This is a genomic window from Ruegeria arenilitoris (genome assembly GCF_013035315.1).
GTDB lineage: Bacteria > Pseudomonadota > Alphaproteobacteria > Rhodobacterales > Rhodobacteraceae > Ruegeria > Ruegeria arenilitoris_D.
The window spans coordinates 77,527-93,117 of the sequence record NZ_WQHP01000005.1; the positions used below are offsets into that span (position 1 = coordinate 77,527).

General features: G+C 58.9%; 13 protein-coding genes. 8 read left to right on the forward strand and 5 right to left on the reverse strand.

The window, feature by feature from the left end; all coding sequences use genetic code 11:
• Positions 1 to 3 precede the first annotated feature (3 nt).
• Complete coding sequence (locus tag GOV53_RS12185) at positions 4 to 669, reverse strand: SDR family NAD(P)-dependent oxidoreductase (RefSeq protein ID WP_170467017.1); 666 nt, start codon at positions 667 to 669, stop codon at positions 4 to 6.
• 288 nt (positions 670 to 957) lie between these two features.
• On the opposite strand from GOV53_RS12185, the gene GOV53_RS12190 reads away from it, so the two are divergent.
• On the forward strand, positions 958 to 2,526 hold the full coding sequence (locus tag GOV53_RS12190; RefSeq protein ID WP_170467019.1) for a 2-isopropylmalate synthase: 1,569 nt from the start codon (positions 958 to 960) through the stop codon (positions 2,524 to 2,526).
• 274 nt (positions 2,527 to 2,800) lie between these two features.
• The gene (locus tag GOV53_RS12195) at positions 2,801 to 4,321 is read left to right on the forward strand and encodes an ABC-F family ATP-binding cassette domain-containing protein (protein WP_170467020.1); all 1,521 of its coding nucleotides are present in this window, start codon (positions 2,801 to 2,803) and stop codon (positions 4,319 to 4,321) included.
• Positions 4,322 to 4,363: 42 nt separating this feature from the next.
• On the opposite strand, the gene GOV53_RS12200 is transcribed toward GOV53_RS12195, so the two are convergent.
• The 3 genes from GOV53_RS12200 to GOV53_RS12210 all read right to left on the reverse strand — a co-directional run bounded on the left by GOV53_RS12200 (position 4,364) and on the right by GOV53_RS12210 (position 6,765).
• Positions 4,364 to 4,858 carry a DUF2141 domain-containing protein gene (locus GOV53_RS12200; protein ID WP_170467022.1) on the reverse strand — a complete coding sequence of 165 codons (495 nt, stop codon included), beginning with the start codon at positions 4,856 to 4,858 and terminating at the stop codon, positions 4,364 to 4,366.
• 18 nt (positions 4,859 to 4,876) lie between these two features.
• Positions 4,877 to 5,776 (reverse strand): sterol desaturase family protein, encoded by a 900-nt coding sequence (locus GOV53_RS12205; RefSeq protein WP_170467024.1) that lies wholly within the window; start codon positions 5,774 to 5,776, stop codon positions 4,877 to 4,879.
• A 197-nt stretch (positions 5,777 to 5,973) separates the two neighbouring features.
• Positions 5,974 to 6,765: a 23S rRNA (adenine(2030)-N(6))-methyltransferase RlmJ gene (locus tag GOV53_RS12210; RefSeq protein WP_170467026.1), complete on the reverse strand. Its 792-nt coding sequence runs from the start codon at positions 6,763 to 6,765 to the stop codon at positions 5,974 to 5,976.
• A gap of 156 nt (positions 6,766 to 6,921) precedes the next feature.
• On the opposite strand from GOV53_RS12210, the gene GOV53_RS12215 reads away from it, so the two are divergent.
• From GOV53_RS12215 to GOV53_RS12240, 6 genes are read left to right on the forward strand one after another with little or no spacing between them, the layout of a single operon-like run.
• Positions 6,922 to 7,968, forward strand: coding sequence for a rod shape-determining protein (locus GOV53_RS12215; RefSeq protein WP_039523195.1), 1,047 nt, complete (start codon positions 6,922 to 6,924; stop codon positions 7,966 to 7,968).
• 59 nt (positions 7,969 to 8,027) lie between these two features.
• Positions 8,028 to 8,930: a rod shape-determining protein MreC gene (gene mreC / locus GOV53_RS12220; RefSeq protein ID WP_170467028.1), complete on the forward strand. Its 903-nt coding sequence runs from the start codon at positions 8,028 to 8,030 to the stop codon at positions 8,928 to 8,930.
• A complete protein-coding gene (locus GOV53_RS12225; RefSeq protein WP_170467030.1) occupies positions 8,923 to 9,459 on the forward strand; it encodes a rod shape-determining protein MreD in 537 nt (178 codons plus the stop codon). Before mreC ends, GOV53_RS12225 begins: the two co-directional genes overlap by 8 nt.
• Positions 9,456 to 11,405, forward strand: coding sequence for a penicillin-binding protein 2 (gene mrdA, locus GOV53_RS12230; RefSeq protein WP_170467032.1), 1,950 nt, complete (start codon positions 9,456 to 9,458; stop codon positions 11,403 to 11,405). Before GOV53_RS12225 ends, mrdA begins: the two co-directional genes overlap by 4 nt.
• On the forward strand, positions 11,402 to 12,541 hold the full coding sequence (gene rodA, locus GOV53_RS12235; RefSeq protein WP_170427077.1) for a rod shape-determining protein RodA: 1,140 nt from the start codon (positions 11,402 to 11,404) through the stop codon (positions 12,539 to 12,541). Before mrdA ends, rodA begins: the two co-directional genes overlap by 4 nt.
• 15 nt (positions 12,542 to 12,556) lie before the next feature.
• Positions 12,557 to 13,489 (forward strand): 2-hydroxyacid dehydrogenase, encoded by a 933-nt coding sequence (locus tag GOV53_RS12240; protein WP_170467034.1) that lies wholly within the window; start codon positions 12,557 to 12,559, stop codon positions 13,487 to 13,489.
• Here GOV53_RS12240 and GOV53_RS12245 read toward each other — a convergent pair.
• Positions 13,486 to 15,501 (reverse strand): M3 family metallopeptidase, encoded by a 2,016-nt coding sequence (locus GOV53_RS12245; protein WP_170467036.1) that lies wholly within the window; start codon positions 15,499 to 15,501, stop codon positions 13,486 to 13,488. The two genes, GOV53_RS12240 and GOV53_RS12245, sit on opposite strands and share 4 nt — an antisense overlap.
• Positions 15,502 to 15,591 lie beyond the last annotated feature (90 nt).

The window sequence follows — 15,591 nt, forward strand, 5'->3', positions numbered from 1 at the left end:
CGCCTACCAAGGCACCGGTTTTCCGGCCCAGTCAAAAAACCCGCCCGTATCCTCGGGGCTAAGTGTTTCTGTGACAGCCAGCAGGTTCCGGGCGGCCTCATCAGGCGCGACGGCGGGGTGTCGCCCGACATACTTCTGGGTAAAGGCCGTCTGCACCGTGCCCGGATGCAACGCAACGCAGATTGCCTGTTTGTGGGTTCGGGCCAGCTCGATCGCGGATGTATGGACGATCTGGTTTACCGCCGCCTTCGCTGCCCGGTAACTGATCCAACCGCCCAGACGATTGTCTCCAATCGACCCCACCCGCGCTGACAGCACCGCAAAAACGGCTCGACGGTCGCGCGGCAACAGGCGTGCGGCATGCCGCAATACCAGTGCTGGCCCGACCGCGTTCAGCGCAAACTGATCCATCATCGCCTGCGCTGACACCGACCGAATGGTTTTTTCGGGTGTTGCGCCATCAATCTCGAGCGCGCCGGAGGCAACGAGGATCAGATCAAACGGGCCGGGCAGGTTCGACAAGGCCTTATCAACGACCTCAGGATTGGTCAGATCAAAACCGTCCTGCGACCGCGACAGGCTGATGACAGTTACTGACTGCTGTTTCAGCCTTGCGGCAATTGCGCTGCCGATGCCACCTGACGCGCCGATGATAAGTGCCGTTTCCATTCTGACTGACCTAGCCGCTTGATCCGATCGATCAACACGGGCGCAAAAAAAGAATTCGTCATGCAGAGATGGCGAAAATTGGTTCTTTTCATTCCCGTCGCGCAATGTATAACCTCATCCCCATGATCAACCGCGCAGATATCCTGATTGCCGACACCGCCCTTCGCGGTGCGTCTCTGCGTGGCCTACTGATCCTAATCCGCCTCTGAGCGTGCCATCCGGCGCGCCCGCTCAGAGGAGGACGCCCGCGCGCCAAAAGGCTTTAGGACAGACAAGAAAGAGATTCCCATGACTAATGTGACCGACCAAGACCGCGTCTTGATCTTTGACACCACCTTGCGCGACGGCGAGCAAAGTCCCGGCGCAACCATGACCCACGCCGAAAAGCTTGAGATTGCCGAGCTGCTGGACGACATGGGTGTCGACATTATTGAGGCTGGTTTCCCGATCGCTTCCGAAGGTGACTTCAAGGCCGTTTCCGAGATCGCCGAACGGTCAAAAAACAGCCGCATATGCGGGCTGGCCCGCGCCAACTTTGCAGATATCGACCGCTGCTGGGAGGCGGTGAAACACGCCAAGAAGAACCGTATTCACACCTTCATCGGCACCTCTCCGTTGCATCGCGCCATTCCGAACCTGACGCAGGACGAGATGGCCGACAAAATCCATGAAACGGTCACCCATGCGCGCAACCTGTGCGAAAACGTGCAGTGGTCGCCGATGGATGCCACGCGGACCGAGTGGGACTACCTTTGCCGGGTGATCGAAATTGCGATCAAGGCCGGGGCGACCACGATCAACATCCCGGATACCGTGGGCTATACCGCTCCGATGGAATCTGCGGACCTGATCAGACGCCTGATCGAAACGGTCCCCGGCGCGGATGACGTCATCTTTGCCACCCACTGCCATAACGACCTTGGCATGGCGACCGCGAACTCTCTGGCGGCTGTCGCCGGTGGTGCGCGCCAGATTGAATGTACAATCAATGGTCTGGGCGAACGGGCTGGCAATACGGCGCTGGAAGAGGTTGTGATGGCGCTGCGCACCCGCAATGACATCATGCCCTGGCATACTGGCATCGACACTACCAAGATCATGCATATCTCGCGCCGGGTCGCGACTGTGTCGGGCTTTAACGTGCAGTTCAACAAGGCCATCGTCGGCAAGAACGCTTTTGCCCACGAAAGCGGCATCCACCAGGATGGGATGCTGAAGAACCGCGAAAACTTCGAGATCATGCGACCCGAAGATATCGGCCTCTCGGGTACATCCCTGCCGCTCGGCAAACACTCGGGCCGCGCGGCGCTGCGCGACAAGCTGGAAACGCTGGGCTATGAGGTCGGCGACAACCAGCTCAAGGACATCTTCGTGCGGTTCAAGGATCTGGCCGACCGCAAGAAAGAGGTGTTCGACGACGACCTCATCGCGTTGATGACGTTGGATGAAGAGTACGACCACCTGCAACTGGTGTCGATGAAAGTCACCTGCGGTACAGGCGGTCAGGCGGAATCGACCGTCGAACTGGAAGTGGACGGCAAGGATATCATTGCTACCGAACACGGCGACGGTCCGGTTGACGCGACCTTCAAAGCCATCCGCGCGATCTACCCGAACAAGGCGCATCTTCAGCTGTATCAGGTGCATGCGGTGACTGCGGGCACGGATGCACAAGCCACCGTTTCGGTGCGTTTGGAAGAGGACGGGATGATTGCAACCGGTCAATCAGCGAACACTGATACAGTCGTGGCTTCGGCCAAGGCCTATATCCACGCGCTGAACCGCCTGATCGTACGCCGCGAAAAAACCGGCCCCGGCGCAGACGCGCGCGAGATCAGCTACAAAGACCTGACCTGATAGCGGATGGGGGCGGCACCCTGCGTGCCGTCCCTAAAACCCGCACCCCGCTGAACTGTGGGTTGCCATAACGGGCTTGCCTGCATAATCTGCCGCAAGGTTCACATTCAACAACGGGAGGGCAAGAGCTGAACATGCGTATCATCCGCCGACTTCAGCATGGTCCCCGTTTTGCCCTGCAGATCCGTTTGCAGGGCTGACCCGAGAACACCACCTTCATCGACGGTCTGCCCATAGCCGCGCCGCGGCCCTATTTTTACGACCCGAGATACCTATGACCATCATCAATATCCGTGCGCTGGGGATGACCCTGGGCGACCCGTTATTCTCAGACCTGAGCCTGACGATCTCGAAATCTGACCGTATTGGTCTTGTCGCCGCGAATGGCCGCGGCAAATCCACGTTACTCGCCTGTCTGGCGGGTGAGCTGGAACAGACCACCGGCGACATTACACGTGCCCGCGGTCTGCGGGTAGGCCACGTCCGCCAGAACATCCCGCCCGAGGCATTGTCACAGACACTGTACGACCACGTCCTCGCTGCTCTCCCGGCCGAACAGGCCGAATACGAAAGCTGGCGGGTTGATGTTGTGCTGGATGAACTGAGCGTTCCCTACGATCTGTTTCACCAAAAACTCAGCGCTCTTAGTGGAGGCTGGCAACGCACCGCTCTGCTGGCCGCTGTTTGGATCACAAGGCCGGACCTGCTGTTGCTGGATGAGCCAACAAACCATCTGGACCTGCATCGCATCGCGCTGCTCGAAAGCTGGCTGGCCGGGATGCCCAAGGATACGCCGGTTGTCATCACCTCGCATGACCGGGCGTTTCTGGATGCCTCGACCAACCGAACCCTGTTTCTGCGGCCCGAAAGCTCTCAGGTCTTTCAGTTGCCCTACTCGGCAGCCCGAGCAGCGCTGGCCGAGGTTGACGCTTCGGACGAACGTCGACACGCCAACGACCTGAACAAGGCACGTCAGTTGCGGCGTCAGGCGGCCAAGCTGAAAAATGTCGGGATCAATTCGGGCTCTGACCTTTTGCTGACCAAGACCAAGCAACTGGCGGATCGGGCCGACAAGTTGGAATCGGCAGCCAAACCTGCGCATCGCGAACATTCGGCCGGGGATATCCGACTGGTCAACAGCGGTACGCATGCAAAAGCGTTGATCACTTTGGAGGATCTGGCCGTTGAAACCCCTGATGGGACGATGCTGTACAGGACCGGTCAGAAATGGATCAACAAGGGCGACCGCGTTGTTCTGTTGGGGGCCAATGGCACCGGCAAAACCCAATTGGTTCGTATGATCCAAAACGCTCTGACCGGTGGCAACAGCCCAGTCAAAAGTGCGGCTTCACTGGTTCCTGCCTACTCGGACCAACATCTGAGCCAGTTGGACAGTGAAAGGACGCCGCTGGAGACTGTGACACGTCGGTTCGACACCGGCGATCAACGCGCGCGCACCGTGCTGGCGGGGGCCGGTATCAACTTTGGGATGCAGGACACTCGAAGTGGTGAGCTGTCAGGCGGGCAAAAAGCACGGCTGGCGATGCTCATGCTGAGGCTGCACAACCCAAATTTCTACCTTCTGGATGAGCCGACAAACCACCTGGATATCGACGGGCAAGAGGCGCTGGAAGCCGAACTGATCCGCAATGACGTCTCATGTCTGCTTGTCAGTCACGACCGAAGTTTCCTGCGCAACGTTGGCAACCGGTTCTGGCAGATCAAAGGTCGCAGGCTGGAAGAGGTCGACACCCCCGAAGAGTTTCTGAGCGCGGAAATGAAACCGCGTTCATAGATCGTTTGCCGGATGCCGGGAAGGCCGGCATCCGGTAAGTTATTACCAGTAGAACAAGGTCAGGTCTGACGCCTTGCCTGGTTCGATCAGCGAATACTCGAAGACCGGCATGTCATTGAGATCGTTCATCCCCGACACCGCATAGCCTTCGGTCGGGATGTAGTTGGCATCAGTGTTCAGGTCGTAGTCACCATTCTCGTCATGGAAGGCGATGACGGCGTAATACCCGTTTTTCAGATCGGGAAAATCAAACCGCATTGTCTGTTCCGACGCAGGGACCTCAAGGTATCCAGCCGCCTTGGTGTGGTCCATATTGTCAAAGGCCGTCGCCTGATCAAAGGCCATGACGATCACGTTGCCCTTTGTGCTGCGCGCTCCGTGCAGGTTGACGCTTAGTCCATCATTCTGCGCGATTGCAGAATTCGGCGCTGCGGCTTCGCTGACGTTTGTCCCGAACCCCGAGGCGACCCAGGCGCCTCCGACGAACAGCCCCGCCGTTACGATGGCCGCGACGATGCGTTGTGTGTTGCTTGGCATGTTGTGCGTTCCTTCGGCTTATTCTGCGGGCTCGCGTTGTTTACGAGCGTTCTTTGGCTGCCAGCCCGGCGGGCCGAAGAAAACGCCCAACTTGTTACCGAACCCGGGCATATTCCAGACATCCTTGAACAGCCGGGCAAAGCCGTGAAGGAAAGCGACGAACGGGTTGACCGAGTCGATTGGCTTGACGAGGCCATAAACCACCTCTTCCTTCTCTTCCTCGAACGTACCGAACATGCGATCCCAGATGATCAGTATACCGGCATAGTTTTTGTCCAGGTACTTCGGGTTCGACCCATGGTGGACACGGTGATGCGAAGGCGTGTTGAAGATGTACTCTATCGGGCGCCAAAGCTTTTTGATCACTTCAGTATGCAGGGCCGTTTGATACAGCTGCACGAGCAGTTCCACGATCAACACCATGAACGGGTTGAAACCCAGCAGAACCAGCGGCAGGTGAAAGAACAGCGGCCAAAGCCCGTCCAGCGGACCGTGCCGATACGCCACCGAGATGTTGAAGAAGGGCGAGCTGTGGTGGACCGAATGCGTTGCCCAAAGGAAGTTGATCCGGTGCAGAATCCGATGCTCCCAATAATAGGCAAGGTCAGCCAGGATCAGCACGATGATGAACGAGGCCCACATCGTCGGGATATCGAACACCGCATATTGCGAGGCCCAGACATACGCACCGATGTAAAAGCTGGCCAGCAAGATAAAGCTGATGCCGAAGAAGAAGGCCAGAGTGATAAAATTGGTGACCGTGTCACCAACCATCGTCCAGTTCAGTTTTTTGACGACGGCGTAACGGATCAGCTCAAAGGCCAGAAAGGCCAAAGCAAAGACGAAGAACCAGTCGTCGATCATGGTTTCCCAGTAACTTAGGTGAAAGTCACTGATATGGCGGTTTAGGAAGTCCATCGAAGTAATCCGATTCCCATTTATTGTCACTTGTGACAGCTTAATTACGAAGTGATCGCCAAAAATCAAGGCGCAGGCCTTGAAAAAAGGCATTCATCCCGCGAGGTCATTGTTGTCACAAGTGAATTTATGCCAGACGGGGACGCCGTTCAGCAAAGAAAGTTCGCGTGAACCGGGAGTAACTGAGCCACAAAAACCTAGGCCGACAGGCTGCCAAACAGCCCATCCAACTGGTTCACGGCATTACCCAGGCCATAAGGCGCGTTCACGACAAACATGCCAGACCCGATCATCCCGTGCCCCTCCCGCGCGGCTGGAAACTGCACCTCATGGTGCAACACTTTCGGAAAATCCCGCTTTGCCAAGGCGTCACGCATCGCCCGTTGGCGGCCATTCGCAAGGAGCGGGTACCACAATGCGATCACGCCCACATTCCACTTGCGATTGAGCGAGGCGATAATGCCGGGAAGCCGCTCGTAGTCGGATTTGATTTCGTAGCTTGGGTCAATCAGTACCACACCGCGCCGGGGCGTGGGCGGCAGCAGGGATTGCGCCAACTCGAAACCGTCCTGGCGATAAGTTTTAGCGTCGGTCGTTACCAGAGCCGCCGACAAGGCGCGGAATTCCTGTGGGTGCAATTCCGCCAGGTGCATCTTGTCTTGCGGGCGCAGCAACTTCGCCGCGATCAGCGGTGACCCCGGATATGTGGATGGGCCATGTTGAGCCTGCACAGCCGCAATCGCCCGGCTCAGCGGATGATCGGCATCGAACCAGCCTTCGGTCTGCGCACGCTCAATCCCTGCCGCAGCCTCACCGGTCTGAACAGCCTGATCCGAGTCCAGATAATACAGCCCGCGCCCCGAATGGGTTTCGATATAGCTCAGCGGTTTGTCCTTCTGGGTCAGATACGCCAGCGTTTCTGCCAAAATCGCGTGCTTGTGGACGTCAGCAAGGTTACCTGCGTGGTAAATATGTTGATATGAGAGCATTTTGCCTTCTAAAGTCCCTACCATTAAGGCGGAAAGGTGCTGATTGCCGTGGAATCAGCCCTTTTACCGGGCGAGTTGGCACCCTATAAGTCATCCGTCCCGGAACCGTCGAGTCGCGGGCAGTAGAAAAAACCGACATACAGGATCAGGGGAAACATGGGGATCTTTGGCAATCTGGGCGGCCTGTTCACAGCGGACATGGCTATCGACCTTGGGACAGCGAACACGCTGGTTTATGTCAAGGGGCGCGGTGTGATCCTGTCTGAACCTTCGGTTGTCGCCTATCACGTCAAGGACGGTGTCAAAAAGGTTCTGGCCGTTGGCGAGGACGCCAAACTGATGCTGGGGCGGACGCCCGGTTCGATCGAAGCCATCCGCCCGATGCGCGAAGGCGTTATCGCCGACTTCGACACCGCCGAGGAAATGATCAAGCACTTCATTCGCAAGGTGCACAAACGTTCGACCTTCTCGAAACCCAAGATTATCGTCTGCGTCCCCCATGGCGCGACTCCGGTCGAAAAGCGGGCGATCCGCCAGTCGGTTCTGTCAGCAGGCGCGCGCCGCGCAGGCCTGATTGCCGAACCGATTGCCGCTGCGATTGGCGCTGGTATGCCGATCACCGATCCGACTGGCAACATGGTCGTCGACATCGGCGGTGGTACAACCGAAGTTGCCGTCCTGTCGCTGGGCGACATCGTTTACGCCCGTTCGGTCCGTGTTGGTGGAGACCGGATGGATGAGGCCATCATCTCGTACCTGCGTCGTCAGCAAAACCTGCTGGTCGGTGAATCCACCGCCGAACGCATCAAGACCACTATCGGCACAGCGCGAATGCCTGACGACGGCCGTGGCCAGTCGATGCATATCCGCGGCCGCGACCTGCTGAACGGTGTGCCCAAGGAAATCGAGATCAGTCAGGCTCAGGTGGCCGAAGCGCTGTCCGAACCTGTCCAGCAGATCTGCGAGGCGGTGATGACCGCGCTCGAAACCACTCCGCCTGATCTGGCAGCGGACATCGTTGACCGTGGCGTGATGCTGACCGGTGGTGGTGCGCTATTGGGCGATCTGGACCTTGCTCTGCGCGAACAGACCGGTCTGGCCGTGTCGATTGCCGATGAAAGCCTGAATTGTGTGGCTTTGGGCACCGGCAAGGCGCTGGAATACGAAAAACAACTGCGCCACGCGATTGACTACGAAAGCTAAGGCGCGCACCCTTTAGCACATAGGGTAATTTCGGCACGAGCAGCACGGGAAGGTAACCTGTGGCAAAAGACCGATCACAGCGCGATGAATACACCACCCCTTTGCGCCGCTTGTTGCTGGGGATCGTTGTTCTGTGCCTGCTTGGCATCTTTCTGATCTGGCGGATCGACAGCCCACGCGTGGAACGGTTCCGCGCGCAAGTCGTAGACCGTGTTGTGCCCTCAATGGAATGGGCCATGGTGCCGGTCACCGCTGCGGTCAATCTGGTGCGCGATTTCCAAAGCTACCAACGGCTCAGCGCCCAGAACCAAGAGCTGCGCAGCGAATTGCGCATCATGCGCGCGTGGAAAGAGGCGGCGTTACAACTGGAACAGGAAAACGCCCGACTGCTGGACCTGAACAATGTCCGTCTTGACCCCCGCCTGACCTACATCACCGGCGTTGTCATGGCCGACAGCGGCTCACCCTTCCGCCAATCGGTCCTGCTAAACGTGGGCGAGCGCGACGGCATCCGCGATGGCTGGGCCACTATGGACGGGATCGGCGTCGTTGGGCGCATCTCGGGCGTTGGTCCCGACACTGCCCGCGTAATCCTGATGACCGACGCCTCCAGCGCGATTCCAGCGACGATACAACCGTCCGGCCAGACCGCCTTGATCACCGGCGATAACACGCAATCCCCATCTGTAGAGTTTCTTGAAAACCGCGAGTTGGTGCGCCCAGGTGACCGCGTTGTGACCTCGGGCGATGGCGGTGTGTTCCCCGGTGGCCTCCTGATTGGCCAAATCACCGAAGACCCCGGCGGCCGCCTGCGCGTACGACTGTCGGCAGATTTTGAACGGCTCGAATTCCTGCGGGTACTGCGCTTTCATTCGGCCCCCGTGATCACCGACCCCGGAGACATTGTCGGCCCCCGCCGACCCGAGGCCGCCCTGACCCCGCCGGAGACCGGCGATGGATAGGCAGACCTCGCACATCTGGATCATGCGGGCGCTGTACCTGTTTCTGGCGGTTCTGATCATGTTCCTGCATCTTCTGCCGCTGGACACTCAACCCGATCGCTGGCCATTTCCTGATTTTCTGATCGCAATGACATTTGTTTGGGTTTTGCGCCAACCTGACTATGTTCCGATCCTGCTTGTGGCGGCGGTGATGTTGATGGCAGATCTGCTTTTGCAGCGCCCCCCGGGGCTGTTGGCCGCACTTGTTGTGTTGGGAACCAGCTATCTGCGTTCGGCCGCGCCGGGGATGCGAGACGCGGGATTTGTCGCCGAATGGACAAGTGCAGCCGTGGTGATCACGGGGGTTTTTCTTTTGAACCGCATCATTCTTGCTATTCTATCCGTACAACAAGCGGCATTGGGCCCGGTGGTGGTGCAAGTGGTTCTGACAATTGCAGTCTATCCTCTGTTCGTTCTTCTCAGCCAAAATGTGTTTGGCGTCCGGCGCGTGTCGGTATCTGACTCTGGCACCGGAGGGGTGCGGGCATGAAACAGCGTAAGCCCAAAAGCCAAGGCCTTGCCTATAAGCGCCTCCCCCGCCGAGCCTTGGTCCTAGGCGGGCTACAAGCGGCGTTCATTGGTGGTCTGGCGGCCCGAATGCGCTTCATGCAAGTGGATCAGGCTGACGAATACCGCCTGCTGGCCGAAGAAAACCGGATCAACATTCGCCTTATCCCGCCGACACGCGGGCGCATCTATGACCGCACCGGCCAGATCATTGGCCAGAACACGCAGTCTTATCGTATTGTCATGGTCCGCGAAGATGCGGGTGATGTCGACAAGGTCATTGCCAAGCTTTCAGAGCTGATCCCGCTTACACAAGACGAAATTGACCGCGCCAAGACCGAAATGCGCCGGTCTGCCCCATTCCTGCCCGTCACGCTGGCTGATCAGGTTACTTGGGAAGATATCTCGAAAGTTGCCGTGAACGCGCCCGCCCTGCCGGGCGTCACGCCCGAGGTTGGCACCGCGCGCCTTTACCCCCGGTACGAGGATTTCGCCCATGTGGTCGGCTATGTTGGACCGGTCAGCGACTATGACCTCAGCCAGATGGAAGACCCCGAACCTGTGCTGCGCATTCCCCGGTTCCAGATCGGTAAAGTCGGCTTGGAAGCGAAACAAGAAGGCACGCTGCGCGGCAAAGCAGGCGCTAAACGGGTCGAAGTCAACGCAACAGGCCGCGTCATGCGCGAGTTGGACCGACAAGAGGGCGAGGCCGGGGCCGATCTGCAATTGTCCGTCGATGCGGACTTGCAGCAGTATGCTCAGGCCCGGCTGGCCGGGGAAAGTGCCGCTGCGGTCGTCATCGATTGTGAAACCGGAGACATCCGGGCGATCAGTTCGGCTCCCAGTTTCGACCCCAACCTTTTCGTGCGCGGCATCTCGGTCGCTGATTACCGCACGCTGACGAATGATAAATATCGCCCGCTCGCGAACAAGACTGTACAGGGTACCTATCCGCCCGGATCGACCTTCAAAATGATCACCGCGATGGCCGCGCTTGAGGCTGGCGTTGTCGGCCCCGGCAACACGGTCTATTGCCCCGGTCACCTGAAAGTTGGTAGCCGCCGGTTCCACTGTTGGAAGCGCGGCGGGCATGGGACGGTCGACTTGAACCTTTCGTTGAAGCGCAGCTGCGACGTCTACTATTACGATGTTGCACTGCGCACCGGTATCGACAAAATCTCGGAAATGGCGCGCAAGTTCGGCTTGGGCGTCAAGCACGACATCCCGATGTCCGCCGTCGCGGCTGGACTGGCACCCAATCAAGCATGGAAAGAGCGGGTCCACGGCGAAAGCTGGTTGGTCGGTGACACGGCCAATGCGTCGATCGGCCAAGGGTTCATGCTGGCCTCGCCACTGCAGCTTGCGGTCATGACCGCGCGCATCGCCACGGGCCGAGCCGTGAAACCACGTTTGGTTCGATCCGTGAACGGTGTCGAAGAACCCTCGGGCGCGGGTGAGCCGCTTGACGTCAATCCCGCCAATCTGGAACAGGTGCGCAAAGCGATGTTCTCGGTCTCGAACGACCGGGGCGGCACGGCATATCGCAGCCGCATCATCGCCGACGATCTGCGCATGGCCGGCAAGACCGGAACCAGCCAGGTGCGCAACATCACCAAGGCCGAACGCGCGGCCGGTGTGATCCGCAACGAAGATCTGCCCTGGGAACGGCGCGACCACGCTCTGTTCGTCAGCTACGCACCCTATGACAATCCGAAATACGCCATCGCGGTTGTGGTCGAGCACGGCGGCGGCGGCTCTAAGGCCGCGGCCCCGGTCGCGCGCGATATCCTGCTGCAGGCGCTTTACAACGGCACGCCACCGCTTGAGGCATATCCCGTCGCAGATCGCGAGCGCATCAAGGAACAACAAAAACGGCTTGAGGGCGACCGCCGCCCCAAAGCGCGCCCGTCCGAAAAGGACCGCGCATGAGCTATCTTGAGTATGCCGTCAAATCCACCCCGACTGGGTTTCGCAAGTTTCTGTATATGAACTGGCCGCTGACGCTGCTGTTGATCAGCGTCGCCAGCGCTGGCTTCCTGATGCTGTACTCGGTCGCAGGCGGTTCGTGGATGCCATGGGCCGAGCCACAGATTGAGCGTTTCGGGCTGGGCCTCACCGTGATGTTTATCATCGCGCTGGTGCCGATCTGGTTCTGGCGAAACATGTCGGTTCTGGCCTATCTGGGTTCGATTGTCCTTTTGGTTTTTGTAGAACTGTTCGGCACCATCGGCATGGGCGCGCAGCGGTGGATCGACCTTGGCTTCATGCGGCTACAACCTTCCGAAGTGATGAAGGTCGCGCTGGTCATGGTTCTGGCGGCCTACTACGACTGGTTGCCGTCTCACAAAACCTCGCGACCGCTTTGGGTTTTGATCCCGGTTGTGCTGATCCTTATCCCGACGGCCATGGTCCTCAAACAACCAGATCTTGGCACATCGATCCTTTTGCTGGCCGCGGGTGGCGGATTGATGTTTCTGGCCGGTGTCCACTGGGCCTATTTCGCGGCCGTCATCGCCGCCGTAGTCGGTTTGATTGCCACGGTGTTCAATAGCCGCGGGACCGAGTGGCAATTGCTCAAGGACTACCAGTTCCGCCGCATCGATACGTTCCTTGATCCCTCAACCGACCCGTTGGGGGCTGGCTATCACATTACGCAGTCCAAAATCGCCCTGGGATCGGGCGGCTGGAACGGTCGCGGTTTCATGCAGGGCACCCAGTCGCGCCTGAACTTCCTTCCGGAAAAGCACACTGATTTCATCTTTACCACGCTGGCCGAAGAGTTCGGCTTTGTGGGTGGTATCACCCTGCTGATCCTCTACGCGCTGATCATCATCTTCTGCATGGTCACGGCTCTGGCCACCAAGGATCGGTTTTCATCCCTGGTCACACTGGGCATTGCGCTGAACTTCTTCCTGTTCTTCGCGGTCAACATGTCGATGGTCATGGGCCTTGCACCGGTTGTGGGTGTGCCCCTGCCGATGGTCAGCTATGGCGGTTCGGCCATGCTGGTTCTGATGGCCGCCTTCGGCATCGTCCAAAGCGCACATATTCACCGCCCCCGTTAATCTGAAAGGCCCTTCATGCCCGTAAACGTCCTGTTTTCCGCGCGCCCTGAACAATGGCCCGTGTATGAACCGTTGCTGTCCGAAGGTCTGACGCAAGCCGGATTGGACTTCCATCTCGCGACCGAATTTGAACCGGATCAGGTCGATTACGTGGTCTATTCCCCTGCCAGCGGGCTGCTGGACTTCTCGCCGTTTACTCGCCTGAAAGCAGTTCTGAGCTTGTGGGCCGGGGTCGAGAAAATCGCCGGAAATGACTCGCTGACTGTACCTTTGGCACGGATGGTGGATGACGGCTTGATGCAGGGTATGACGGAATGGGTCGTTGGGCAGGTGCTGCGCTATCACCTGGGTATGGATCGCTATATCACGGTGCAAGACGGCGTTTGGGCCCCCGATGCCCCGCCACTGGCGACCCAACGGCATGTCTGCGTGTTGGGTCTGGGTGCATTGGGCGAGGCTGCAGCGCGCGCCCTTGCCGCGCTGAACTTCAACGTGACCGGCTGGAGCCGTACCGCAAAGGACATCCCCGGCGTAACCTGCTTGCACAGTGCCGAAGGGTTGCGCGCCGCGCTGTCCAGCGCCGAGATCCTGGTTCTCTTACTGCCCGACACCCCGGCCACTGAAAACGCAATGAACGCGGATACACTAGCCCTGCTGCCCAAAGGCGCGCGGATCATCAACCCCGGTCGTGGGCCGCTGATTGATGACGACGCCCTGCTGGCCGCCCTCAAGACGGGTCAGGTCGGTCACGCAACTCTGGACGTGTTCCGCGTGGAACCGCTGCCTGCGGAACACCCATACTGGGCGCATTCCAAGGTCACGGTCACACCGCATATCGCGTCGGAAACCCGGCCGGTTACTGCGGCGCAGGTCATCTGCCAGAACATCATCCGAGGAGAAGAAGGCAAACCCTTCCTTCACCTCGTTGACCGTTCTTTGGGCTATTAAGCCGCGATCAGTCCACGGCCTTTCAACAAAGCCTCAACCCCCGGCAAACGCCCGCGGAAGGCCAGATAGAGGTCCTCCGCCTCGCGGGAACCACCGGTGGACAGGATGTTCTCCTCAAGCGCTTTTGCGCGTCCCGTATCGAAGGCCCCGCCCGCCTCTTCAAAGGCGGCAAAGGCGTCTGCGTCCATGACCTCGGACCACATGTAGCTGTAGTAGGCCGAGCTGTAACCGTCGCCCGCAAAGACATGCGCGAAATGCGGCGTGGCGTGGCGCATGCCAATAGCCTGCGGCATACCGATTTCAGCCAGTACCTCGGCCTGTTTTGCCATCGGATCAGCGGGTGCTGCGCCATCGTGGAACGCCAAGTCAACCAAAGCCGAGGCCACGTATTCCACCGTTTGGAAACCCTGATCAAAGTTTGCGGCTTTCAGAACCTTCTCCAACATCTCCTGCGGCATTGGTTCACCGGTTTCAGCATGCGTGGCAAACTCGGCCAGCACTTCGGGCACTTCCAGCCAGTGTTCGTAAAGCTGGCTGGGTAGTTCCACGAAATCGCGCGCAACGCTGGTGCCCGAGATGCTTTCATAGGTCACATTGGACAGCATCTGGTGCAGCGCGTGACCGAATTCGTGGAACAATGTGCGCGCATCGTCATAGGACAGCAACGCCGGATCGCCTTTGGCAAAGTTACACACGTTGATCACAATGGGGGCCTGCACCTTTGGGAACTTCGCCTGGCTCCGCATTGCGCTGCACCACGCGCCCGAGCGTTTTGATCCGCGCGCGAAATAATCGCCTATGAACACCGCGATATGCTGTCCATCCCGCGTCACTTCCCAAGCGCGGCAATCCGGATGGTACAGCGGCACGTCCAATGGCGCGAATTCCAGACCGAATAACCGGTTGGCGCAGGAAAAAGACGCCTCGATCATGCGGTCGAGCTGGAGGTAGGGCTTCAGTGCCGCCTCATCCAGATCATGCTCGGCCTTGCGGCGTTTCTCGGCGTAGTAGCGCCAGTCCCAAGCCTCGAGCGGGCCGTTGACGCCATCGTCTTGCATCATCGCAGTCAGGATTTCCGCGTCCGCATCCGCTCGTTTCTTCGCAGGCTCCCAGACCTGCATCAGCAGATCACGAACCCGGTCCGGCGTGCGCGCCATCTCGGTTTCCAGTTTGTAGGCAGCGAAATTGTCATAGCCCAGCAGCTTGGCCCGTTCTTCCCGCAGGTTCAGAACCTCTGCCGCAATCTCGCGGTTGTCAGTTTCACCGCCATTGGCCCCGCGCGCGGTCCAGGCCCGATAGGCTTTCTCACGCAGATCGCGACGGGGGGAAAACTGCAGGAACGGAACGATCAGGGACCGGGACAGAGTGACCACGGGACCATCTGCGCCCTTTTCTTCGCCAGCGGCGCGGGCGGCATTCACGACGAAATCGGGCAAACCTTCCAGGTCGTCCTCGGACAGGTCCATGTGCCAATCGCGTTCATCAGCCAGCAGGTTCTGCGTGAAGGAAGTTCCCAGTGAGGCCAAACGCGATTTGATCTCTTGCATGCGGTCGTCATCGGCACCTTCCAGTGCAGCACCTGCGCGGACAAACCCGCGATGGGTCAGCATCAGAACACGGGCCTGTTCTTTGGACAGGTCCAGTTCATCCTTACGCGCCCAAAGATCTGCCACACGTTGAAACAGAGCCTTGTTCGATGAAATACCTGAGAAATGCGCCGACAGCTTTGGAGAGAATTCGCGTTGCAGTTCTTCCCGCTTGGCATTGCTGTCTGCACCTGAAACTGTGAAGAACACCGACAGAACCTTGTCCATCTGCTCTCCGGCGGCTTCAAGCGCTTCGATGGTATTGGCAAAGCTCGGCGCTTCGGAATTGGCGGCAATCGCGTCGATCTGGGCGTTGTGGGCGGCCATGGCCTGTTCCAATGCGGGCGCGAAATCATCGTCCGAGATCGTCGCGAAGGGCGCGATTTCGAACGGCGTGGTCCAATCGGACAGGATCGGGTTTGTCATGCGGATCTCCTTTGCTGGTCAAGCTAGGGAGCGTGAGCCGGATGGTCCAGAGGTCGCCCTGAATATGGCTGCGAAAAAGGCGAATTTTGA